This is a genomic window from Streptococcus sp. F2 (assembly GCF_056500955.1).
This window is the reverse complement of the sequence record NZ_JBWKAI010000017.1, coordinates 23,938-45,766: the sequence shown is the minus strand read 5'-3', so window position 1 is coordinate 45,766 and position 21,829 is coordinate 23,938. Positions and strand designations below refer to the sequence as shown.

Annotated in this window: 29 protein-coding genes; all 29 read right to left on the bottom strand. The window is 37.1% G+C overall.

All coding sequences use genetic code 11. From position 1 onward, the window contains the following. Positions 1-289 precede the first annotated feature (289 nt). The 29 genes from ACYTR8_RS06555 to ACYTR8_RS06415 all read right to left on the bottom strand — a co-directional run bounded on the left by ACYTR8_RS06555 (position 290) and on the right by ACYTR8_RS06415 (position 21,646). A complete protein-coding gene (locus ACYTR8_RS06555; protein WP_479641894.1) occupies positions 290-1,408 on the bottom strand; it encodes an ABC transporter permease in 1,119 nt (372 codons plus the stop codon). Beyond that, on the bottom strand, positions 1,405-2,532 hold the full coding sequence (locus ACYTR8_RS06550) for a SagG family ABC transporter permease subunit (RefSeq protein WP_003057432.1): 1,128 nt from the start codon (positions 2,530-2,532) through the stop codon (positions 1,405-1,407). Before ACYTR8_RS06550 ends, ACYTR8_RS06555 begins: the two co-directional genes overlap by 4 nt. An 8-nt stretch (positions 2,533-2,540) precedes the next feature. Continuing rightward, positions 2,541-3,464 (bottom strand): ABC transporter ATP-binding protein, encoded by a 924-nt coding sequence (locus tag ACYTR8_RS06545; protein WP_443596972.1) that lies wholly within the window; start codon positions 3,462-3,464, stop codon positions 2,541-2,543. Positions 3,465-3,484: 20 nt separating this feature from the next. Beyond that, positions 3,485-4,171, bottom strand: coding sequence for a SagF family protein (locus ACYTR8_RS06540; RefSeq protein WP_443596973.1), 687 nt, complete (start codon positions 4,169-4,171; stop codon positions 3,485-3,487). Continuing rightward, positions 4,168-4,842, bottom strand: coding sequence for a CPBP family intramembrane glutamic endopeptidase (locus ACYTR8_RS06535; RefSeq protein WP_269760811.1), 675 nt, complete (start codon positions 4,840-4,842; stop codon positions 4,168-4,170). Before ACYTR8_RS06535 ends, ACYTR8_RS06540 begins: the two co-directional genes overlap by 4 nt. Beyond that, positions 4,817-6,175 carry a YcaO-like family protein gene (locus ACYTR8_RS06530; protein ID WP_111715977.1) on the bottom strand — a complete coding sequence of 453 codons (1,359 nt, stop codon included), beginning with the start codon at positions 6,173-6,175 and terminating at the stop codon, positions 4,817-4,819. Before ACYTR8_RS06530 ends, ACYTR8_RS06535 begins: the two co-directional genes overlap by 26 nt. A gap of 12 nt (positions 6,176-6,187) precedes the next feature. Next, a complete protein-coding gene (locus tag ACYTR8_RS06525; protein ID WP_111715974.1) occupies positions 6,188-7,252 on the bottom strand; it encodes a streptolysin associated protein SagC in 1,065 nt (354 codons plus the stop codon). Beyond that, the gene (locus ACYTR8_RS06520; RefSeq protein WP_111715972.1) at positions 7,249-8,199 is read right to left on the bottom strand and encodes a SagB/ThcOx family dehydrogenase; all 951 of its coding nucleotides are present in this window, start codon (positions 8,197-8,199) and stop codon (positions 7,249-7,251) included. Before ACYTR8_RS06520 ends, ACYTR8_RS06525 begins: the two co-directional genes overlap by 4 nt. 218 nt (positions 8,200-8,417) lie before the next feature. Then, complete coding sequence (gene sagA / locus ACYTR8_RS06515; protein ID WP_012766767.1) at positions 8,418-8,579, bottom strand: TOMM family cytolysin streptolysin S; 162 nt, start codon at positions 8,577-8,579, stop codon at positions 8,418-8,420. Positions 8,580-9,454: 875 nt separating this feature from the next. Then, positions 9,455-9,634: a hypothetical protein gene (locus ACYTR8_RS06510; RefSeq protein WP_226315629.1), complete on the bottom strand. Its 180-nt coding sequence runs from the start codon at positions 9,632-9,634 to the stop codon at positions 9,455-9,457. A gap of 2 nt (positions 9,635-9,636) precedes the next feature. Continuing rightward, positions 9,637-10,827 carry a hypothetical protein gene (locus ACYTR8_RS06505; RefSeq protein WP_479641893.1) on the bottom strand — a complete coding sequence of 397 codons (1,191 nt, stop codon included), beginning with the start codon at positions 10,825-10,827 and terminating at the stop codon, positions 9,637-9,639. A gap of 18 nt (positions 10,828-10,845) precedes the next feature. Then, entirely contained in the window at positions 10,846-11,139 is a 294-nt protein-coding gene (locus ACYTR8_RS06500) for a helix-turn-helix domain-containing protein (RefSeq protein ID WP_226315631.1), read from the bottom strand. Further along, entirely contained in the window at positions 11,129-11,494 is a 366-nt protein-coding gene (locus tag ACYTR8_RS06495; RefSeq protein ID WP_226315632.1) for a type II toxin-antitoxin system RelE/ParE family toxin, read from the bottom strand. Before ACYTR8_RS06495 ends, ACYTR8_RS06500 begins: the two co-directional genes overlap by 11 nt. A gap of 282 nt (positions 11,495-11,776) precedes the next feature. Continuing rightward, entirely contained in the window at positions 11,777-15,328 is a 3,552-nt protein-coding gene (locus ACYTR8_RS06490) for a tape measure protein (RefSeq protein ID WP_479641892.1), read from the bottom strand. A 2-nt stretch (positions 15,329-15,330) separates the two neighbouring features. Beyond that, positions 15,331-15,654, bottom strand: a complete 324-nt coding sequence (locus ACYTR8_RS06485) for a hypothetical protein (protein WP_155778765.1) — start codon at positions 15,652-15,654, stop codon at positions 15,331-15,333. 23 nt (positions 15,655-15,677) lie between these two features. Beyond that, positions 15,678-16,088, bottom strand: a complete 411-nt coding sequence (locus ACYTR8_RS06480; RefSeq protein ID WP_479641891.1) for a hypothetical protein — start codon at positions 16,086-16,088, stop codon at positions 15,678-15,680. A gap of 17 nt (positions 16,089-16,105) precedes the next feature. Further along, a complete protein-coding gene (locus ACYTR8_RS06475) occupies positions 16,106-16,417 on the bottom strand; it encodes a hypothetical protein (protein ID WP_479641890.1) in 312 nt (103 codons plus the stop codon). A gap of 7 nt (positions 16,418-16,424) precedes the next feature. Further along, positions 16,425-16,853, bottom strand: a complete 429-nt coding sequence (locus ACYTR8_RS06470) for a replication protein (protein ID WP_430768658.1) — start codon at positions 16,851-16,853, stop codon at positions 16,425-16,427. 37 nt (positions 16,854-16,890) lie between these two features. Further along, positions 16,891-17,178, bottom strand: coding sequence for a hypothetical protein (locus tag ACYTR8_RS06465; RefSeq protein WP_479641889.1), 288 nt, complete (start codon positions 17,176-17,178; stop codon positions 16,891-16,893). Then, on the bottom strand, positions 17,175-17,753 hold the full coding sequence (locus ACYTR8_RS06460; protein WP_479641888.1) for a hypothetical protein: 579 nt from the start codon (positions 17,751-17,753) through the stop codon (positions 17,175-17,177). Before ACYTR8_RS06460 ends, ACYTR8_RS06465 begins: the two co-directional genes overlap by 4 nt. Before the next feature lie 96 nt (positions 17,754-17,849). Continuing rightward, entirely contained in the window at positions 17,850-18,032 is a 183-nt protein-coding gene (locus tag ACYTR8_RS06455; RefSeq protein ID WP_479641887.1) for a hypothetical protein, read from the bottom strand. A 215-nt stretch (positions 18,033-18,247) separates the two neighbouring features. Beyond that, positions 18,248-18,436: a hypothetical protein gene (locus tag ACYTR8_RS06450; RefSeq protein WP_479641886.1), complete on the bottom strand. Its 189-nt coding sequence runs from the start codon at positions 18,434-18,436 to the stop codon at positions 18,248-18,250. Between the two features lie 15 nt (positions 18,437-18,451). After that, positions 18,452-19,339, bottom strand: a complete 888-nt coding sequence (locus ACYTR8_RS06445) for an ATP-binding protein (protein WP_479641885.1) — start codon at positions 19,337-19,339, stop codon at positions 18,452-18,454. Positions 19,340-19,350: 11 nt separating this feature from the next. Then, a complete protein-coding gene (locus ACYTR8_RS06440; protein WP_479641884.1) occupies positions 19,351-20,172 on the bottom strand; it encodes a phage replisome organizer N-terminal domain-containing protein in 822 nt (273 codons plus the stop codon). After that, positions 20,159-20,524 carry a BOW99_gp33 family protein gene (locus ACYTR8_RS06435; protein WP_479641896.1) on the bottom strand — a complete coding sequence of 122 codons (366 nt, stop codon included), beginning with the start codon at positions 20,522-20,524 and terminating at the stop codon, positions 20,159-20,161. Before ACYTR8_RS06435 ends, ACYTR8_RS06440 begins: the two co-directional genes overlap by 14 nt. 16 nt (positions 20,525-20,540) lie before the next feature. Further along, on the bottom strand, positions 20,541-20,807 hold the full coding sequence (locus ACYTR8_RS06430) for a hypothetical protein (RefSeq protein ID WP_000190301.1): 267 nt from the start codon (positions 20,805-20,807) through the stop codon (positions 20,541-20,543). Between the two features lie 9 nt (positions 20,808-20,816). Beyond that, complete coding sequence (locus ACYTR8_RS06425) at positions 20,817-21,020, bottom strand: hypothetical protein (RefSeq protein ID WP_479641883.1); 204 nt, start codon at positions 21,018-21,020, stop codon at positions 20,817-20,819. A 2-nt stretch (positions 21,021-21,022) separates the two neighbouring features. Next, a complete protein-coding gene (locus ACYTR8_RS06420) occupies positions 21,023-21,274 on the bottom strand; it encodes a hypothetical protein (protein WP_479641882.1) in 252 nt (83 codons plus the stop codon). Positions 21,275-21,457: 183 nt separating this feature from the next. Next, positions 21,458-21,646 carry a DNA-binding protein gene (locus ACYTR8_RS06415; RefSeq protein ID WP_138082939.1) on the bottom strand — a complete coding sequence of 63 codons (189 nt, stop codon included), beginning with the start codon at positions 21,644-21,646 and terminating at the stop codon, positions 21,458-21,460. Between the last annotated feature and the right edge of the window lie 183 nt (positions 21,647-21,829).

Below are 21,829 nucleotides of genomic sequence, written 5' to 3'. Positions count from 1 at the left end.
GGCGAGATTGGGGAACAGTCAATGGGACGATAGGTTGTGACATCATAAATCCTCCAGTAATGTTTTTTATAACAGTATACTGGAGGAGGGAGGGGATGGATAGGTACCTTGTTATTGGGCGGTTACACAGCTTCTTACCATTCTCTCATTTGTTCAGAAAGTTAATCGTTTTTCACCTAAAAAGCACCAATCTAACCAGATTAGTTACCACTAATCAGCCAGATTGATGCTTTTATCTTGCCAATTGGTCATCAAAAGAGCATTCCACTACTATTTCTAAACCTGAATCTTATGAATGAGCAGGTTTTAATAAGACACTTGACAAAGTTATGAAAGCCACTGCTGTCACTAGCATTGCCAAAAGATAAGGCCAGGCCTGTGCTAGGCTTCCTCCACTTTGGAAAACGGCGATGGCTGAAAGAACCCAATTCTGAGGTAAGAGTTTCCCAATAGCTTGCATATAAGAAGGGGTAATGGACAAGGGCCATAAACACCCTGCCAGCATAGACGTTGGCATTATAATTAAGTTGGCTAATTGACTACTTTGTTGGGTATTTTGAGTCACCGCACCAATTAACAAACCAAAACCTATCGCTAACAAACTAAAGAGGAAGAAAATCAGTAAGAGCATTGGGGTCGGAATGTAAAAACTAACGTTAAAAATCTTTAACAGGCTAAACATAATCGCAATTTGAATTGTAAAAGCGACAAGACCAACACAGACATAACTGAGCATGTATTGAAAACGAGACAAACGAGATAGTACTAAACGATTATAAATTTGACTAGACTTGTCTGTTAAAATCCCACCATAAATCACACTCGTGCTACCTAGCATCAAGATTAATAAGAAACCTGTTGTGGTAGATGACACTGATTTGCTACGTGAACGATCAGCTAAGGTCTCTTGTTGCACGTGGTAATTCAAACTCTTATTCTTCTGCAACAACTGGTCAAATCGTTTGTGATCCCCAGCAGCCACATCGCCCATGATATTATAATTCTCCAAAAGGTAATTAGCTTGTGCTTTGACCCATTCTGTAATTTCACTATTAGCAATAGAGCGCAGCTTCAGTTTCTGTGCTTTACCTGTTAACACTTTTTCGGAAAAGCCTTTATCAATGGTCAAAACAGCTTCTAAAGATTTGTTTTGAAGGTAATTATCAATATGCTTTTCTTCTATTTTGGTGAACACATCGTACTTTTTCGTTTGTTTTAGCTGAGCGACAAATTGTTTCGAAATTCGACTGTGATCTTTGTCTAAAATTCCAATTTTAGCCTGATTATTTCCTGAAAAGCTCAAAGATAAAGCCAACAGCGTTGTTAAAATAGGCAACAAAAGAAAGGTCACGTAACTGGTTTTTTTCCGTCGTATTTTAACAAATAATGTTTTGATAAAACGAATCATACGCTCACCTGCTTTCTCATTCCTATTAAAGCGAGTAGAATAAAGGCTGTTCCAAGGCCAATATTAACCATCAATGTCACTGGGATTGGATTGTTTTGCCCACCAAAAATAAGGTAAAACAAACTATCATTAACCCACTTGATTGGAGAAATATTGGATAATTGATTGAGTAAAGGACTATTCAAAGTAGACAACGGAACATAGCTTCCTCCCAAAAAGGCAAAGATAGGAATAACCGCATTTGAAGCCACTGTCAAGAAAGATTCATTTTTAATACTAGTTGCCATTCCGATACCGATAGCCACAGATAAATAAATCAAGGAAGCTGTCACTCCGATAATCTGCCAATCATTGGTTCCCCAATTGACTCGCAAGACAAACCTAGTAAAGATATAAAGAATACCCAATTGAACGGTCGTTGCTAGCATAGCCCCAATCACTTTACCAAGCACAAGCAAGCTAGGAGAAACCCCAGTCAGGTGAATCCGATTCGTTGTGTGTTGTTGCCGATCAGATAAGACAAGGTTCATTGCTGACATAATGCTATAAAACGTAATCATAGTGAACATGGAAATGGCATAATAATCAGCCGAGGTCATTCCCTTACTTGTTTGAACAGAACTAACCTTAACAAAGTCTACTTTGCGCTTCTTAACTTCCCCTAAACGTTGTGGGTACAAATCAGCGATGGAATCGTAGGTTTTAGCATTATCCACATAGTTTGTCACCAGCATATTGATCAAATCAGCATTCTGTTGATTAATCTTATTAGTCGTCACCTTAATGGTTTGGTTACTTTTGACTTCTAGAGTAGCCGTCAAAGCACCTTCGCTAACCTTCTTCTTATCCGCTTCAAGAGACTTGCTGGGTTCAGCTTCTAGCTTTAGTTCTTTGTTTAATACCTTCAAAAAATCTAGAAAATTCTTTTGATAGTCTGTTTTTTTCCCTTCCAGCTGGTAACGGACTGTTAACTTAGGGACTGTTGTGGCTGCATTGAAGCTTGATTTAAAGGCAAAACTTAAAATCACAATCATTACAATGGGAAAAATAACCATCATTAATAAAGCTGTTCGATTTCGAAAAATCTGCAAACTTTCTTTTTTGATTAAATGTAATAAAACCATAATAACCTCTAATCTCTTAACTTCTTACCCGTTAAGTGCAAGAAGATTTCTTCTAAATTCAAGTGGTTATGCTTAATCTCACTGAATCCAACATTTGCCTCAGTCAATTGACGGACCACGCTAGCAATGTCTTCGTTCTCAATGATTAAAATAGATTCATCACCATCATTTTTCAAGCTCCAACCAGGTTTGTCAGATACTTCTAAACCTTGCGGATTAGTCAAAGTTACTATGATTTGATTGGTCACATCAGCAGCATAACGTTTTTCAAGATCATGTTTATCGCCTTGTTCAATAACCTGACCGTGGTCCATAATGAAGATATAATCACAAAGGGCTTCAACTTCTTCCATATAGTGGGTCGTATAAATGACTGTGGCCCCTTCTGCATTTAAAAGACGAATAGACTCTAGAATATGATTTCGAGACTGTGGGTCAATCCCAACAGTAGGTTCATCAAAGATAATTAACTTAGGAGAATGCACCAAAGCACAGGCAATGTTTAAGCGTCTCTTCATTCCTCCAGAGAATTGACTAGGAAATTGTTTAGCCTGCTCACGCAAACCAACAAAATCTAAGCTTTTCAAAACCTTCTCCTTTAATTGATTACCTTTTAGACCATACAAAGAACCAAACAACTCCACATTTTCATAAGCTGTTAAGTCAGGGTAGACAGCAATATCTTGAGGAACATAGCCAATCTGAGAACTAATTTTACGAATCGATTTCTGAGATTCTTGTAAAACGGTCACATCACCAGAACTCAAAGGAATTAAGCCCAAAATCAGATTGATTAGAGTGGATTTACCTGCACCATTTGGTCCCAATAGGCCATAGATTCTACCTTCTTCAATGGTCAATGACACGTTATCAACCGCCCTTTTGCCACCTTTATAGACTTTGACAACATCTGTTAATTCTACAAAACTCATATATTACTCCTCTTCCAACATTACTGTTGCTCTTTAAAACTAATCATCGTGTAAGTCACCATTAATACTAACACTCCGGCTAACCAGCCATATAAGAGCGTAGCTGTTACCGCCCAAACTCCAATAAGAGCAAAGAGACAAAACGCCATCACCCAATGTAAACCACCTGAATAGCGACACGCCTTAGCCAATGCATAGCCTAAAACGATTCCTAATACACTCACTAGCGACTGCTTTCCTAAAGCCACCAATAGACCTAAATAGAAAATACTATCAGCAACGAGAACTAAGCCAAGTAAGAACAAACTAGCGATTGGTTTATCAGGTTTAAAAGCTAACCAGGTGAGTTTCTTAAACAGTAAACGACTATCTTTTTGGAGAACGAGATCAAAAAGGAGAACCAGAACAACAAGGGTTATTTCGATTAATGCCAATAGGTACAAAACCATATAGACTAGGAACTGCCAACTCCAAGTCAGCCGTCCTAGAAAAGGCAAAAAGTCTCCAAAATCAAGTCTCGCCGAATACCCAAACAATACCAGAACAACAATACTCATTTGGATAACACTCAACATCGCATCTAACCAATCTTGATAAGATAAGACACTTACCCGTTGAAAATGCCATCTCACTAATCGACGTCTACGAGGACTGGTTAACCAAAGTGTGATTAGGCATAAAACGATTAGTAACATTCCTATTATCATTTAGCCACCACCTTTGTCTGTCTTGTTTGAAGGTGGCTAAGACACTCAACTAATAGATTACTTCCAACGTGAGCGATGATGACCAACCATAAACTACCGGTCACGTAATAAAGACTTCCATAAATGACCCCTGTCACTAATTTGGCATAGAAAATAGATCTGCCCATCAATACGTGGTTCAACGCGTAACAAAAACTTGTGATGGCCAGTACAGCAGCTAGGGGAAGTTGCCATTGAACCAATAAAATGTTAAACCACAACAACCGATATGTGACTTCTTCACAGATAGCTAGGAGCAAAGGATAAATTAGATTCTTCCATTCCCCCGTTGTTCCAACAAATGATATGGTCAACTTAAACCATTGCCGCTTTTTCCAGCAACGCATAAGGTGAAGGAAAAGCACTTCAACCACTAAAATCAAAACACTCAATCCTAATCCCATGACAATCACTTTCCAACCAATGGGGCCAAAAGATAAGTTCAACTGAGGCGTCATTAGATAGGTGCCTGCTAATGCGATGACATAATAAACCAAAACTGCTTTTAGAAAAGCAACTAAATTAAAGCCGTAGCCACTACTTCCTTTCCCAAAAATAGCTTGCATAGGAATTGATGGGCAAATGGTCACTGACAGTAAGCAAAAATTAAGGCATTGGGTGAACAAAGGCATTGGTTACACCTCCAAACTGTCTCATTCGCGGATGATTAGCAAATGGAAAGGCCGGAATACACATTTCAAGAAGTTCAGGGGTTAACACACGGGTCACATACCAACCTTTTTCTGCAGCTTCAGGAGGGGTTATATCAAGAAAAACAGCATTGGGACTAACCTGTTTGGTATAAGCTAATAAGATTTTTAAATCTTCTTTTTTGTCTTTACCAGAATGATCCTCCAACTCACTAAGCAAGATTTCACCTGAAATCAAAGGTTCAAAAGCCTCCCATTTATAAGCTTGGTCTTTTGGATGAGCGTAATAGAACACATTACTATCCAAATCTAAGAAGAGCGGATGGTTACTCTCAATATTATCAAGAGCATCCTTTTTATACAAAAGATTATAGTAATAACTATAACTAATAGCTGCCGCTTCCATGATGCCTCTGAGTAAGGTATGTTTAGGATCTAAACCAGCCTGAACACCAAAGAGAAGATAAGGACCTTCGTTGTATTTATTTTTAAGGATAATGCCAAAGGTATATAGCGGATTATCTTCCCCCACTGTCATATCAATAGGAATAATCTCATACAAACTGTCTTTCCCTAATCTAGCTTCTTCCAAAATTGCCTGAATATCAGGGTCATCGATTATAATTCTAGGACAAGCTTTTTTGGTGTGCCAGCTCAGCATCATCGAATCAATTTGAATATATTCAATCAGGCTGTTGCACATAGCTGCTTCTAAACTAGTATGAGATGCTGTGCCTGTTGAAAATCCTGGAATAATATGTTTTTCTCCCGCTGCTTCATTAGTTTTATACCCAATACAAAGCATTTGGGCCGGAACATACATGTCTTGGTCCTCAAAGAACATCGGACATTTCACCCAGCCCAAAACATCCTCTTCAGTCACCATTTTATCACACATCACCATGTGCAAATCTAGGCAACGATCAATCTGGTCCTGTGTGAAGACTTGTAAATATTCCAAAGGCATAACGCGATCAGTTTGGCTCAATTCCTTATAAGAAGCATAAACAATTCGGTCAGATAACAAGTCCCCAGAAATGATACTCGCGTAACGTTCAATGCTTTCTCCTAAGTATCTAATCAGGGCCTCTTCATAGTGGCTGCCATATCCAATAATATGATAACTGACCTGGCTCAACTCACCAATAAATTGTTTATGGTAATCAGGCATCTGCCCCGTCACGCTTTTTAAGTAGACATCATGGGGATGGTTACAGACAGGAGCTTGTGATTGATTTAAAATACCCGTCCGGTTACCACTCAAGCCTTTGAGATCATCAAAAATATGATTAAAGGAAGGGTAATACTGTAACATCTTTCTACCTCCTTATTCTTCTTCGTTAAGGAGTTTTCTAACAATCTCACGTGTTGACATTTGTTGATCCTCATATTTTAATCTTGCTAATGCCCCCTGTGCCTGAGAATTTGACATTTTTAGAATATCTTGCACTTGAATTTCAAGTGTTGGTAAATAAATACTTAATAGACGGCCTTCAAATTTTGAGCTTCCTGTTTGAGCAATGATAAAGGCTTCGCTAATAACTAAATTCATCAAAATGTTAAGCAGAGGAAGATATGCTTTGCTGACCATTTGAGTTGGTGGTAAAGCTTGATTAGCAAAATGTTGATATAGCGTATGGTCTTGCAACCGGGCCAAGACACGTCTTTCTAAACTATCAAAATCAGCACTGTGAGGAGGATTTAAGGTACAAGCATGCAAGAATGGACCATCAACAAAGCCTAGTACCAATTGTTTATGATGAGAGACGCTTACTTCGTTCAAATGACGCAACATCATAATATTCAAGCGTTCTTGACAAACGACAATACTTTGGTAGCTTTCTAAAGCTTCAGTCAACTTCTTCATATATCGATGATGCGTCAATGCATCTAAGCGAGAGGTCACATCCGTTTGTTGAATCAGTAGTTTCAACTCATCACTGGCTACTTCCAAAGGCAAGTGTAATTGGTGAGCCAGTAATTCTGCTGACTCATTGACGTTAGTTGAATCACTGATAAAAAGAACTGGAGCAGTATTTTTAGTATGTCCAGCTTCTGCCATAAAACGGAAATTCCCCATTAAGACTTTCATGATATTCTCTTCAAGGGCATAATCGTCTTCTAGCATTAACAGATCATTATAATACAAAGCTGTTATAACTTCCATAAAGGTTGCAAATAGATCCGTATCTAAATCATTCTCATAATTATCTGTATCAAGAACTTCACCTGCAATCAAGGTTGTCACAACGTCTCGATAAGCTTCTTTTAAAGTCTGGGGTTCTTGCGAAACATCTAAAACAGCTTCATTAAAATCCCAAATACCTTTTCTAAAACAAAAAGTATCTTGAAATTGAACAATACGAACATTACTATTTAATTGGTATTTCATTGAGACTCCTTATTTCCTACAAGCGTCATGTGAATCACATGTTGACTGATTCCATCTAAATTTAACTTTTCTTGAAGGTATTCTTTATTATACCCGCCAATATCAATGCTACCGTAGACAAGAGCTGTCGCTGTTAATTGAATATTCTGAGCTATCTCACCTGATTCAATAAAGGCATAAGCAGTCGCCTGATTGCCATATTTACGTGTATTTTTAAGGTAGTGGTACACATAAATGAAAACAAGATTGCAATTTTCAGCATTAATGGCACCATATTCTGCGAAAGCCCTGACATTTTCCTCCGGGCTAAGCTGATGACACCTTAGGGCATGCTGGTAAGGCAAGTACTCATAAAAGCCATTTTGCAGTTTATTAATATTTCTGGCATAAAAGAGGAGAGTAATCGGGTATAAACCGCCCCCAGAAGCACAATTCCTTAACGTTACTTTATCCGGCCGACCATCTTTGATAGGTGCTTCCGCACTTACTCCACAAGCGTAATACAGGAGATTAGCTAAATCTTGGAGAGGCATTTCCCTCTCTACAAATTGTCGGTGACTCCTTCTCTGTGTAATACAGGTAGACAGTGCTGTTGTTATCTTCGACGGTTTAGGTAGAGGAATAATGCCTTCTCTACTTTCAAAATAAGCGCTACTTGAAAAAGTTGCCACAGCAGAATCGGTGAAGAAGTCGACGACACTTGCTTGGAAGCCTAGATAATTATTATTAGACTTGTAATTCATTAAAAATCGCTGACTAAGATTATCGGTCTCATTAGGCATTAAATGTTGAGCAACCAGCTGTTTTGATGTCTTTAGAACCGTCTGATGATGATACCCCGATAAGGATAAGTGATTGGTATTAAATTCAAATAATTGTCTTGCCTTTTCCGACGTTAGGGGAGGACGATTGTCTAAAACGTGTTTATCTTTCGTAAAAAATGGCATAGTGATCTTCCTATCTTATTCTAGCAAACATATAGTAATTAGCAGGTACCACTTAGTACCTGCTAATTACCTCGAGACACTAGAACCAAGACGATTACCACTGCCTCATGTCCTAACACCTCCATTTAATACTAGTCTCACCAACTGTTACGATAGGTAACCTAGTCGCTAGCAAACTAATCACGTTGATATGCCATTAAATTGAGGTATTAAGTAGATTATTTACCTGGTGTATAGCTTCCGCTACCACCTTGAGCACTACCGCCCCCAACGTTAATTGAGAAGCAACATGTAGTACAGCAGCAGCAGCAGCCTCCAGGAGCAACTTGAGTTGTTTCAGCTACACTAGTAGCTAAAATATTTGAAGTAAATTGTAACATAACGATTACCTCCTTATCCAACAAATAAACAACTGATAAGAGTTCGTATAATTGTTTTTTAGATAGCCCTAAATGTGACCTCATGACAAGGCTAGCTTTTGTATGATTGTCACCAAACAACTATTCAATTCTTATCACCTATATTATAGTAAAAAATGATTTAAATGTAAACCCTTTCTTTCTCATTTTGGGAAATTTTTGGGCTAAAAATAACAATTAATTAATACAAAAATGATAATTCAGAAAGACTCAAAAAACTCTAATGGAGGAAATCGCGAGACAACGAGAACCTAACTCTCAAAATTACTTCTTTCATCTTTGTACTCCTCTACTAACTCCTTTTTATCGTGGCCATTCTAGTCAGCCTAACTGGGGTGCGACGACAAAATCGTATTCTACGAATGACCAATCTCTGTTTTACCGCAAAAGAAAAGACTTGGATAACATATCCAAGCCTTCCTCAATAACTTTACCTCGCTAATACATTAGCTCAGGATAAATTAGTCCACAATTAGTTTTCACTCTTTAGAAAGAAAAAAGCTTGGGATTTCCCAAGCTTTCTATTCTATCACTTTTGCGTCGTAGCTGTCTGAACGCTCACTCCTTTTTGTCGTAGCCAACCTAGTCAGCCTGACGGGGGTGCGACAACGAAATCGCATTCTACGAATGACCGATTTCTGTCTTACCGCCTAATTTATTTTTTTAAGTTATCCCAATATCAAACAGTTCAATAAAATACGCTAAATTACTAACCTACTTTTTACCCGTTTAACTCTAAAATGTAAAGTACAAACAAGTACAATATACTAAAGGGGTAGTAAAAAAGGTATTAAATTATGAGTTCAGCAGGCAAGAAAATAGCACCCTATGAGGTGCTATTTTTTTATTAAAGCCATGCTAACTTTCGATTGATGAGTTTTACTACCAATTGGCACTTCTTTCACTTCACGGTAAATATCGATGAAACTCTTTCCCACATTATTTTTAGAACTTACAGTATTTATCTTTGTATTAATCCTTTTTTTAGTATCGAAAGAATGGTTTAAGAAATCCATAACTAACTCTCCTCTCTCATCCTATAATCAAGATTCTTATCAATATCAAAATAGTATTTTCTATCAATCCAAATCGGTCCCTCTCCTTTAGAAATAGCAAGTACATCTACCGGACCTCCTACTGTTTCAAGAGTATTGACAATTTTTCTCTTAAATGAAGTTAATTCAATAAACGTTTTAGCTGTACTCGCCATTTCATTAAGTGGCTGCATTCCAATAAGATCTATTATAGGATTTATATAATATTTTTGCTGTATAGATGATATATTTTCAAATATTTTCTCAGTTTCTTCACCTAATCCATTTTTATCCATAACAGATGATAATTGCTCTGCGATAAATATATTTAGGTTAGGGTCAATACCATTCATAATCGTTTCAACCATCTCTGATTGTGCAAAAGGAATTATATGACAAGTTTTATTATGATTAATTTCACTCTCATTAATAACTTTCCAAATTAATCGCTGAGAAAAAATACCGTATAGCTCAACCTGTCTAATAGATGGAAATATCTCTTCTTTTCCATAACCTGCAATAACCAAGCCAGTTACATTTGAAGAATCATATCCAGTAAATATTGCCTTATATAAAGATTTAGCAATCACATCAACTTCACCATCAGTATGAGGAAAGGTTTTAAAAAAATCTTCTACAATACTTTTTATTAAATTTAACTCAGCTTCAAAAAACTCAAAATGATGTTCTATTTCTATTTTTGAAATTTCTAAACTAAAATTATTTATATTATCTAATAATATTTTATTAAAACTATCTAGAGTTATAGTTTCACCGTTAGAAGCTCTTAAATCTGCCGTTTCTTGAGATTCATATGCAATGTTATCCAAAATACTTCTTGCACTTCTAACAATATAATTTATCAATAAATCCTCAACTTGAGTATGTTTAAAATTAATTAAAAACCTTATTAACTCATCAACATATTGAGCAGTATTATCTAATACCCCTTTACCAATAGTCTGTTTAAACTCATTTAGAATTACCTCCCATGGAACCTCCATAAATGAAGCATTACCATATATCATAATCCCAACAGAATGTTCTTTTGATAGAGTAAATAATTTTCGAGCACTATTAAAAACTTTTGAATTTTTTCCATCCGATAAAGTTACAGCACTATCAGAAGCTAATACTACACCATTTTTATTTAGTATTCCAATTTCTGCTGTCAAAATATTACCTCATCTTTTCTATGCTTGTTCATGCTCCAATGGTACAACAGCTAAAGTCTTACCCAAGCTAGCCAATACTTTTAGCACTGTATCAAGCTGTGGGCTTGTCTTTCCTGTTTCCATCCTAGCGATAACAGGTTGACTAACACCACTCATCTCCTCTAGTTTCTTCTGGCTAATTCCCTTTTCATTTCTAGCCTCAATAAGCTCGCTCATGATAGCCACGCGCATATCACTTTCTAAAATTTCTTCTTTGGTGAATAATTCAGCTCTTACATCTTTCCAGTTACTACCAATAGCATTATTTTTCATTGTCTAAACCTCTTTCTTTTAAATCTGCTAGCTCACGTTTAGCTTGCTCAATTTCTCTTTTAGGTGTTTTCTGTGTCTTTTTCATAAAGTGATGTAGTAAAACAAAACTACCATCAACCCAAGCCACAAATAAAATTCTATCTCTAAGTGGTCTTAGTTCCCAAATTTCAGCATCTAAATGCTTAATATAGGGTTCTCCTGCGCGTGTTCCATGCTGGCTTAGTAACTCAATATAATCATTGATTTTATTGAGTTTAATTCTACTATCTTTCCCTTTTTTACTAGCAAGCTCTCGCATATAATCTAAAACAGGCTCATTCCCATTCTTATCCTTATAAAAATAGATATTATGCACTATTAGCACCTCTTTCTAAGAGTTATTATAACCTAAAAGTTATTATTTGTAAATACTTTTAAGTTATTAAAACAAAAAAAGCACCTAGTTTCCTAGATGCTAGCACAATAGCCCGGATTCGAACCGGAATTTCCTCCATCAAGGCGTAATCCCTATATACTACTCCTTGTGCTTAAGTTTATTATATCACCGCAAAATAAAAAAGGAAATAGAAAATTATAAGCAACTCTATTTCCTTACATAGCAGACGGTAATTAAATTATACCATATATAGGCTAGTTTTTACAGTATTCCACGCATCCTATTATAAACCTTAGCATTATGGGTCTGTGCTTTAGTATAAGCATCAACCGTACCTCCAACTAATGCTCCGGTTTCAAGTACAATATCAGTTGATTTATCAACTAGTCTATCTAATTTATCACCAATTTTAAACAATTCATCAAGTGCTGATTTTTGCCCACTATCCTTAACATTTACAGTTGCTTTAACGGCTTTCTCAAAGTCAGATTTAACCTGTACCACCTTAGATAACTTGGTTTTACCAACACCAATAATATCCTCGGCTTTGTAGCTAAATGCCTGTATATTGTCATACATGCCACCCATAGCCTTATCAACATACTTGGTGTTTTTCTCGATACCAACAGCAACCCCCATTGGTAAGAAACGCCCTACGCTGTCTCTAAACAGTCTTGATGGTGAGTGAATTTGTGCTTTAGCTCGTGCCGCTCTTTCTGCTTGAGCTACCAAGGCATTAGCTGCTGCTGTAACAGCCCCTAAAGATGAGTACATACCTTGAGCCAATCCTTGCCCAATCATTGCACCAATACTACGCATAGAGCCTACACCAGACATACCAGCAGACCTTACAGCACTCATTAGAGCTTGCATAGCTCCTTGAGATTGTCCAATACCTCCCCTAATACCTTGAGCGATATTTTGGGCTGTCTGCTGTCCAATTTGGCGACCTTGTGACTTCATCTGATTGCCAACTGACCGAATAACAGACAGAATGGCTTGCATAGATGATTGCACTTGTCCACGCATCGCATTAAAGGCTGAAATGACGGATTGTGTGCTGGTTGCCATGTTTCTTACTTGAGATGAGGCATTATTAGCACTAGATGATACTTTTGTAAATCCGGATGATACAGCTACAAGAGATGTACCAACAACTGCAACCCTTGAACTCAACATAGTAAATGAGGTGCTTGCCATTGTCATTGTGGTTGAAATTGTCATCACACGCACATTAAACGCTGTAATAAGACCACCAACAGTAGCAAACGCTGTACTAATAACCATTGCTTTTGAGCCAAATGAGGAAAAGCTAGCACCAGCCATCATCAATGCCGGGGTAATCGTCATAATTTGGCTCTTGAATGTTGCAATAGGTGTATTGATAGCAGATAAACCAGATACCCCCTTTACAGCTTGTTCTGTAAAGCTCGCAAATCCAGATGCCGCTGTTGTCATTATGGTTGGTAATTTACCTAAAGTAGTTGATAATGAGGTTATTTTTGTTGAAAAAGCTGTAAGCCCTGCAACTGCCATTAAAGAAGATGTGGAAACTAGAACCATTGATGACCCTATTGTTTGGAAAGAACTTGATATTTTTCCAAATCCAGAGCCTAGCTCCTTAACTGCTCCACTAAGTTTTTTAATATCTGCTGTAAATCCAACTAGATTACCAGCATAAGATGCGGCACCTAAACCTGTAACAGCGGTAGCTAATGCAGCAGTTCCTGCGGCTGCGGCTGCAATTCCTCCAGCACTTTTGGAAATCTTAGCTAGTGAGTCGCCTATCTTGGTAAATGAGTTACCAACTGACTCAATGACACCTTTAATGCCATCTAGAACTGTTCTGATAGCCTCTCCAACGCTCTTGAATACGTTAGCTACTCCATCAAGTGCCGTTTTAACGGCAGTACCAAAACTCTTGACAACATTAGCAGCTCCATCTAAAGCAGATTGCAACCCTTGACCGATACCTTGTGCAGCAGTGCTAATCGCTTGACCTGTGGCGGCAATCGCCCCCTCTGCATTAGCAAAGGCATTTACCAACATTGACAACCCAGCTGCTGCAACTGCTACACCAGCGCCAATCAAAGCAACAGATGCGCCAAACGCTAAGATACCGACAGCATTTGCGGTCAATGCCGGTCCTAGCAAAGCAAAGATACCAGCTAAAGCTGCGATACCAACACCAAGTGCCACCATTGCAATTTGTGCGCTTGTACCAGCGTTGCCTAGTTGTATTGCTGCTTGTACCAAGATATAGATACCACCAGCAGCCAAAGCCACACCAGCACCGACCATGAGCATTGCAGCACCCATTGATAACCACTGAGCCGGATTTGCTTTTGATGCTGCCGATGCAAAACCATTAGCGATTATAGAAATCCCTTGACCGATACCTTGAGCCGTGGTTGAAATGCCCTTGCCTAGACCTTGAAAGGCTGTTGATAGACCAGTACCCAAGCCTTTTAGTACCGTTGCTATACTTGTTCCTAGTTTGGTTAAGATAGTACCTAAACCATTGAAAATCTTAGCTACTAAGCCACCACCTCGACTTGCTCGGTTGCTACCTTCTTCTCCTTTTTGACCAAAAATAGAGAATTTTTCACCTAACTTACCAAGGATTGCACCGATAGGGCTTTTACCTGTAATTGCTGAAAAGAGCTTAAAACCACCTATAACAGATGCAAAGGTTGCTATCCATGATTGCAACCTTGATGGCTCCATTGTAGCAATAAATCCAGAAATACCACTAGCTGCCTTAGAAAGCCATTTTACAATATTACCTAATGTCGTTCCAAAGTTCGTCCAGTCTCCTTTACCTCCACCTAAAGCAGCAAAGAAATTACCTATTGCAGCACCAACATTCTTAAAAGCACCCCCTAATGCAGTCAATGCGCCAGTATCTTTGAACTTATTAAAAAATTCTCCAACTTTTGTAATAGCTGTATTGATTTTATTAGCAACTTCATCAAAGTTCACTTTACCTGCTAGACCACTAAGGGCATTTATCATTTCAGTAATTTTAGGCTTTACTTTATCAATAACTGTGAGTAGTCCAGTACCTATTGTTGCTTGTAAATCACCAATAGCACCCTCGAATGTTGAGGTATTAGTAGCTGCTTCACGTTGACCTTCACCAAGTGAGATAATAGCTGCATTAAATTCATCTGCTGTAATCTCTCCTTTTTCCATAGCCTCACGGAAGTTCCCAGTATAAGCCCCTGCATCTAACATTGCTTTTTGCAATTTCCCACTCGCTCCTGGTATCGCATCGGCTAGCTGATTCCAGTTCTCAGTTGTAAGCTTTCCAGCTCCTGCTGTCTGGGTCATAACCATACCAACAGTTTTAAAAGTATCAGCATTACCACCAGCAACAGCATTTAAATTACCTGCACTTTCTGTAAGTTGCTTATAGTTGGTAATTCCATTTGCTGCTAATTGAGCTGTCGTATTTGCAATATCTTCAATGCTATATACAGTATCATCAGCATAGCTTTTAACATCAGCTCTAGCCTGTTTAATCGTGGAATTATCATAACCGCCAAAACTCATCGTTTGCTCAAATTTCTGCAAGCTATCACTAGCAGAGATAGCTTCACCCATCAGCCCCTGCATACCTGCTTTAGCGGCACCAAATACACTCATAAAAGCACCACTCAATAGATTGGCACTAAATACAGATTTAAAAATAGAGCCTACTTTTGAGCCTGTACTACCCAAACTATGAAAAGCACTTTTTAAAGAATTTACGTCATTTTGTGCTGATTTACCATCTAAATCAACTGTAATGGTAACTTTACCATCAGCCATAGCTACTCACCTCCTCTCTTTATTTTGTGTTCAAACTGATACATAGTAAAACCAGATACAGTATTAAAACCTTTTAAAATCATCCCTTTTTCATCATCAACCCAATATTTATATAGTAAATCTATAACATCATCTAGTGGGTAGTCTTTGAAATAATCAGTATGAGCTAACATACACATAGCAAGATGAGGCAATATAAACGGTGACACGCTTTTATCAGCCATCATCTCCCATATTTTTGAAACATTATCAAAAGAATAATCTAAACTGAATTCCCTACCATCTATAACAACATCTAATGTTGTTCCTCGTATTTTTTCTTCCATATTGCTTTACTCCTTTATAAAAATTAGATGCTCACCATTTCATGATATACCCCCATATTAGGCAAAGGAACAATACTAAAATACAAATCTGAATAGGTATCAAACCACTTATTCAGCTTAGTATATGCTGATGATTGAGTAAGAAATAGTATCCTCTGACAAGCTCCAATAACATTCATACGATTATATACATAAACCTCTTTTACAGTCTCTAGCACATCCTCTTGGCTTGTCTGTACCCTAATGTCTGTTATCTGCTTGATGGTAGCGTATTTTTGATAAGCTAGCATGTCTTGATTTTTAGCAGCGTCAAACATTTTACGCTCAAGGACACTATACTTAGGTTGTTCTTTATCTCGCATGAAATACCACTTAAGCCATAAAATCTTCTCTCGATGTATTACAGAAATACGATCGATTTTCTTCTTTGTCATTACTACCTCCTAAATCATCAATCTAACAATTCTAACCATTCAATTTTAGAAATAGTTGCATAGGGCTTGTTCGGTTTATGATACAAAGGTTCTAAACCTTTTTCCACCCTAATATAGTCCATCTTATCCTCATGAGTTGGAAAGTATAGTATTTCTGTTTCATCCTCACTTAACATACGGTTAGCATCATCATCAATAATAACCGCCACTTCCCACTCATGCCATTTTTTAAGGTTTTCTAAAAGTTCATTATCACTAAATAGCTCGCCATCTATTTGGAAAAATTCCCCTAGGTCATTGTTTCCCTCAACGATAATAAACTCTGGCATATTTCTATTACATAATAACTCCTTGAGTTCTTGTAACTCTTTGATTTCCTTTAGATACTTCCTCAATTTCCAACCTCAATTCTTCAATCTGCCTTACTACTCCAAAAATTTCATGGGTCTTATAAGATTGTTCAAGTATAGCCTTTGCTGCTTGAGTTCTTATGAATGGGTTAACTTTGCTATCCATCATAATATCATTGAGTACAGAAACAGCGTTAGATGATGCTAAATAAAGCATTTGAGTTGTTTTATCCATCATCTCATCTTGCTTTATCCTCAATGTCTTTCTAACAGCTGCAATATTCAGATACTTATGCCCTGTTGCCCTAGCTATCCCTGCTTTTTCGCATGCTTTTTCTATCGTTGGTTCAGTAAGCATGGCATCTATAAACTTAACTTGTTTAGTTGTAAGGCTATCATTTTCATTTCCTGCCACTTACTACCTCCTAACATGTAAAGGGGGATAATACCCCCTACGGACTAAAATAACCAACCATTTTAGCTATACCCTTTTTGATGGCTTGCCTAACTTCCTGCCACCTCGTAAAGGGTGATGGCTGTGAAATTTGCCCCTTTTCAAAGGCTCTGATAATTCTTTTTGAGTATAGATTGGCTGATTTGATTTGATGCATTGGTACTCTCTCTTGTTCTACAATTTCAGCATACAAATTAAATGCTTTTTTCTCTAACTCGGTGTCTTTTAGCAGATGTTGCAAAACAAGCGTAAATACCAATGCTGTATGATACTTCTTATAAATCATCCAAGATTAACTCCTAGGATACGCCCAGCATCATATAACTTCTGATAAGTCTCATAACCTAATGGGATTGCATTTGCTAGTGAATGATTATCAGCACCAATAAAAGTTGTTTGCCCACTGAATGCCTTTCTAAAATCTCCATTGACAACCTGTGATAACACTTCTTTGTTAAGTTCTGACGGCTTTTTAGTATAACGACTTAGCAAGGATACTGTTTCTTTAAAACTGTTCAATGTCTGCTCTGTCAGCTCTCTAACTTCTTCATTTTGCCCCCATTGCTCAATCAAATACGCATGGTATAACTCTTCAACTTCACGTAACTTATTAGGTAACTCTGCATCAAGTTCACGTTTCAAGGCATTATAGCGGCTCTCAACACGCATTATATAATTTTCTAACTCTGATACCTTATTATCAGTTTCAAATGAGAAATCCTTTTCTCTGTCAGTTTTTGCTTGCTCTAATTCTGACTTAGCTGCATCTAGTTTTTGTTTGTACTCATCCACCACATCACGTTTAGTATTTACTTGAGATACGACAGATTGAATGTTAGGCAATACATTTGATGTTGTCATTTTAAAACCCTCCTTATGACAAATAAAAGAACCCAACACAATAACAAAGCCATAAGCCTTGAAATTTGCATTGGGTTCTTCCTCTAGCATTATTTATTAAATTAAACTGTCAACGTGTTCAGTCTTTTTGTATGGCACACCAGCCCTAAAATGGATTTCTACGCTACCATGACTTACATTATTGACTTTCTTAAGTATACCATCTTTTTCTAAAATTATCCAGCCTTGGCTTAATAATTCAGCTACTGATTCCATTGGTTGAATATCTTTAAAATCCATGTTTTCGCTCCTTTATTTCATTTTATTATAATCTGAATACCCCTAGCCTATTGATTTCACTAGGTTTTTAGGGTTCGTATGCTAAAATACTACCCTTTTTGTGTACCCTATGGCTGATTTTTCAAATTGGTTAGATTGCCACGCTTGATTTATTTGGTCGTGGAAAGCATGGCAATTACTTCTCAAAGGGCGATTTCTCACCCCATGAAAAGTGTCTATTTTTGTTTAGGTTTGTAAGTTAGTTCATTATCACGTAACATCATATTGATGCAACTGATAGTATTATACAAACTAGAAAATACACCCTCTATCTGCTCCTTGGAATAACTAGTTCCCTCAAGCATTGCATCAAGTGCTAGTTTTTCTTGTTCATCAAGCCATTTTTTAAATTCATCATAAGTCATTTTAATTCTCCTGTTCTAAATTATTTTGTTTTTTAGCTGATTGATTGAGTAACGCTTATCTTTGATACCAAACGCCTTAAAAGTGTTACCCTCAAGCCCTTTTAGGATACGGCTATAATTCCGCTCATTATACACTGTCTTGAGTTCATCACTATCTAGGTTGGTATTAAAAATGGTATTTTCACGATTGTTAAGTACGTCAAAAAGTAAATCCTGCTCCCAGTCACTCTTAGGCTTAATAACAGCATTTTTTGCTCCTAAATCATCAATAATTAGATAATCAGCGGATTTCATAAGCTCAATAGCTTCAAATTCTGTAAGGGTTGCGCCTTTTCCATAGTTCCATCCCTCTTTTATTTGTTTGATGATTTCGGTCAAGCTAACAAATAATACACTCTTGGGTTCTCCTTTCATCTTATAACCCTCATTGATACCTTTAGCAATAGCGACTGATAAAAGTGTTTTTCCAATCCCTGTACCTCCAGTAATGAGTGTATTGCCTTTCATTCCGTCAAGATATTTTTGCACTTGACCTTTTGCAAATTCTAAAAATCGCTTTTCTTCTGGTGTTATAGCATTAAAATCATCAAATGTTTTAGTTTTCAACTCATTGGGAACATAGCTTTTATTGCTCATCAATACATTATAGGTTTTCAAGTATAGATTAGCATTCAAATTGTCAGTAATCGCATTTTCTTCATCCTGCTTTTTCTGTTCTATTTGGCATTGTTCACAATAGGGAGGGATATGGCGAACTTCTTTTATTGCCTCTCCATTCTCATTCCACCCCACTACTACATGTCTTTCTTTTTTTATTTGTGTTAGTGGTATTTCATGCTTAGGACACAATTCATCAAGTTTGACTGTCTCAATATTTCCTAAGCTAGGTTGCAATGTTTTCATTTTCCTACCTCCTAAAATGGATTTTCTTGTGTCGGTGTCCAATCTTCATAGCTAGTAGGCTCTGGTTGATTAGTTTGCTGCTTCTTAACCTCACGCGCTGCTTTGCTCTGCTTAACTTGTTCAATGGTATTAAGACCTTGCCCTTTCCATCGCTCAAGTATGGAACGCGTGTATCTAATTGACCTACCATTATTCAAAATAGTTTCATCTAGGGCATGCATCACTAGAATTTTCCCATGGCTTTCTAGCAAATCCTCCACTTCTCGAACGATTGTGCCAGATATTGCCATTTCTCCAAAAGCCTCTTTGAGTTTTTCAAAAATTGGATTTTTACCAACTCCAGCAGCATTTTTTTCTTTTTGCTCTAGCTGTTGCTCTTTCTCTATATCTAACTCTTTCTCTAACTCTATCTCTGTTGGACATGAGTTGGAATTTGTCAAATTTGATTGGACATTATCCAATTTCTCCTTTTCCCGCTGATTTCTTTTGTATCCAGCCCAGTTTGTTTCACTCATAACAATAGCTTTAGCTTGGGGCATCTCGGCATTTTTATCCTCATCAATCTGAATTAGCCCACATTTTGTAAAATATGCCATAGTCATATCTATATCATCTTCTGACACATCCAACTTCAAAGCTAACTCCTCTTTCAGGGTTTCAAAATACCCCTCATAGTATAAAACGCAATCACTATCAAGACTTTCTAGCATTAGCCTAATGTAAATAACAGTCATAGTATAGCCCCCCGGAACAGTCTTTAACCTTTTGATAAAAATGTTCTCAAAAAATTTTTTATCAATCTTGAGCCAAAAATATACTTTAGTTTTTGCCACGTTGTCGCATTTCCTCCATTCTAAGCTCGTTCACTTTTTTAAATAGTTGATATACCGGGTTATCGTCTGGTATTATTGGCTTCGCTCTAGCAAATTCTTCTGATGTAAATTCAGTGTCTTTATCCAAAATAGTACCATCTCCAAGCATATAGCCTTTTGGTAGCATGTTTATTACTTCATAATGTTCTTTAGGCATTCCTAACCTCCAAATTGTTTTACTACTTGATTTCGTCACACGTTCAATCAATTCATTGTGCATGTTTTTTGGTACTTTGTCGCTCATAAACACAACATCTAAACTAGGGGCATAATGCGCCTTACCTCTCCACGCATCACCATCAATTATAAACACTTTCAAAATAGACCTCCTAACGAATCGTAAGAAAGTTAATCACATCAGAAACCTTAAAATAAAGTTTCTTGCTACTTTCAAAAGGGGATTGATACGATACAAGCCCAATATCCATCCAATTTTTTAATGTTGTTCCAGAAATATCTAACTCATCTTTAAGCTCTTTTGCTGTAATTAGACCAGTTTTCTTTTGTAACTTCTTCTCTAGCTCTAGCTTTTGCTGTGCTAGCTTATCAACTCTATCTAATAAGCCCTGTTCAAATTCAACTGAAAATGTCGCCATGTTCCCCTCCTAATTGTAATGCTTGTTTGAGAACCAAATATATGCGCCATAGCGCTCTTTTACGTGGTCAGTGGTATCTTCCCCTACCTCATCAATTTGTGGGCTAATATCAAGCTCTATATAGCTATCATAACGCCATAACAGCAATAGAATAACCAAGCAAACAATAATCAATATAATATTTTCAGTGGGGGTTAAGTTTAACTCATTCATTCTTACACCTCCTCATATAGCTTGTCATGCAATTCTTGTAAATCATTTGATAAACATTGGTTAAGGTCATACGCTGCATTCAGTACTTTTACAGCTGCTAAATTTCTAATAGAGTTATCCTCAATACTCATAATGGCATCAAATGCAATAGATTGTAAATCTAACGCTCTCTTAACTGCTTCTGCCATATCTGCCAAATCAGCAAACTTCTTTTTATCGTTTTCTAGTTCCATTTGTGATTTCATTTCTACCATTTTTGATTTTCTCCTTTGTTTTTGGTAAAATTAAAGTGATAAAATTTGACAAGGGGGTAACGATTTTTTACGCCCTTGCTAATTACCTAACAAAACCACGCGCCTTGCCTTTGCTTGAGTTTTGTTATTTTTCCTTAGCCGTGTACGTTGGTTTGGTCGCCTGTACATGGCTTTTTTGATACCTTAGTAATCTTTTGCTAGCCATTCCATGACTGATGCATAAATTCGCTTTGGTGCTTTATAGTTACCAGCTACTATTTTAGGAACTGTACGACTAGCCACACCTATTTCTTTAGCAAATTCATATTGCTTTAGCTGCTTATCAGCAATCTTGCGACGAATAGCTTTGGCTTGAGTTTCTGTAATAATCATGTCCTTATTCTCCTTTCTCTATTGCTATCGTTTTGTTGTTCTATTTTTGAGAACAAAATCATTTTACATTCTCTATTAAAGAATGTCAATAGGGTTTATTCTTTTTTTGAGAATTTTTTACCTGTTATTCCATTTTTTGTGTTATACTTATCTTGAAAAAATTTATTTCCTTTAAGGAGAACA

Bases quoted from the DNA above. Each gene is read 5' to 3' on its own strand.
- ACYTR8_RS06555 (WP_479641894.1), bottom strand. From the start codon at position 1,408: ATGATTCGTTTTATCAAAACATTATTTGTTAAAATACGACGGAAAAAA.
- ACYTR8_RS06550 (WP_003057432.1), bottom strand. From the start codon at position 2,532: ATGGTTTTATTACATTTAATCAAAAAAGAAAGTTTGCAGATTTTTCGA.
- ACYTR8_RS06545 (WP_443596972.1), bottom strand. From the start codon at position 3,464: ATGAGTTTTGTAGAATTAACAGATGTTGTCAAAGTCTATAAAGGTGGC.
- ACYTR8_RS06540 (WP_443596973.1), bottom strand. From the start codon at position 4,171: ATGATAATAGGAATGTTACTAATCGTTTTATGCCTAATCACACTTTGG.
- ACYTR8_RS06535 (WP_269760811.1), bottom strand. From the start codon at position 4,842: ATGCCTTTGTTCACCCAATGCCTTAATTTTTGCTTACTGTCAGTGACC.
- ACYTR8_RS06530 (WP_111715977.1), bottom strand. From the start codon at position 6,175: ATGTTACAGTATTACCCTTCCTTTAATCATATTTTTGATGATCTCAAA.
- ACYTR8_RS06525 (WP_111715974.1), bottom strand. From the start codon at position 7,252: ATGAAATACCAATTAAATAGTAATGTTCGTATTGTTCAATTTCAAGAT.
- ACYTR8_RS06520 (WP_111715972.1), bottom strand. From the start codon at position 8,199: ATGCCATTTTTTACGAAAGATAAACACGTTTTAGACAATCGTCCTCCC.
- sagA (WP_012766767.1), bottom strand. From the start codon at position 8,579: ATGTTACAATTTACTTCAAATATTTTAGCTACTAGTGTAGCTGAAACA.
- ACYTR8_RS06510 (WP_226315629.1), bottom strand. From the start codon at position 9,634: ATGGATTTCTTAAACCATTCTTTCGATACTAAAAAAAGGATTAATACA.
- ACYTR8_RS06500 (WP_226315631.1), bottom strand. From the start codon at position 11,139: ATGAAAAATAATGCTATTGGTAGTAACTGGAAAGATGTAAGAGCTGAA.
- ACYTR8_RS06490 (WP_479641892.1), bottom strand. From the start codon at position 15,328: ATGGCTGATGGTAAAGTTACCATTACAGTTGATTTAGATGGTAAATCA.
- ACYTR8_RS06485 (WP_155778765.1), bottom strand. From the start codon at position 15,654: ATGGAAGAAAAAATACGAGGAACAACATTAGATGTTGTTATAGATGGT.
- ACYTR8_RS06480 (WP_479641891.1), bottom strand. From the start codon at position 16,088: ATGACAAAGAAGAAAATCGATCGTATTTCTGTAATACATCGAGAGAAG.
- ACYTR8_RS06475 (WP_479641890.1), bottom strand. From the start codon at position 16,417: ATGCCAGAGTTTATTATCGTTGAGGGAAACAATGACCTAGGGGAATTT.
- ACYTR8_RS06465 (WP_479641889.1), bottom strand. From the start codon at position 17,178: ATGATTTATAAGAAGTATCATACAGCATTGGTATTTACGCTTGTTTTG.
- ACYTR8_RS06460 (WP_479641888.1), bottom strand. From the start codon at position 17,753: ATGACAACATCAAATGTATTGCCTAACATTCAATCTGTCGTATCTCAA.
- ACYTR8_RS06455 (WP_479641887.1), bottom strand. From the start codon at position 18,032: ATGGATTTTAAAGATATTCAACCAATGGAATCAGTAGCTGAATTATTA.
- ACYTR8_RS06450 (WP_479641886.1), bottom strand. From the start codon at position 18,436: ATGACTTATGATGAATTTAAAAAATGGCTTGATGAACAAGAAAAACTA.
- ACYTR8_RS06445 (WP_479641885.1), bottom strand. From the start codon at position 19,339: ATGAAAACATTGCAACCTAGCTTAGGAAATATTGAGACAGTCAAACTT.
- ACYTR8_RS06430 (WP_000190301.1), bottom strand. From the start codon at position 20,807: ATGGCGACATTTTCAGTTGAATTTGAACAGGGCTTATTAGATAGAGTT.
- ACYTR8_RS06425 (WP_479641883.1), bottom strand. From the start codon at position 21,020: ATGAATGAGTTAAACTTAACCCCCACTGAAAATATTATATTGATTATT.
- ACYTR8_RS06420 (WP_479641882.1), bottom strand. From the start codon at position 21,274: ATGGTAGAAATGAAATCACAAATGGAACTAGAAAACGATAAAAAGAAG.
- ACYTR8_RS06415 (WP_138082939.1), bottom strand. From the start codon at position 21,646: ATGATTATTACAGAAACTCAAGCCAAAGCTATTCGTCGCAAGATTGCT.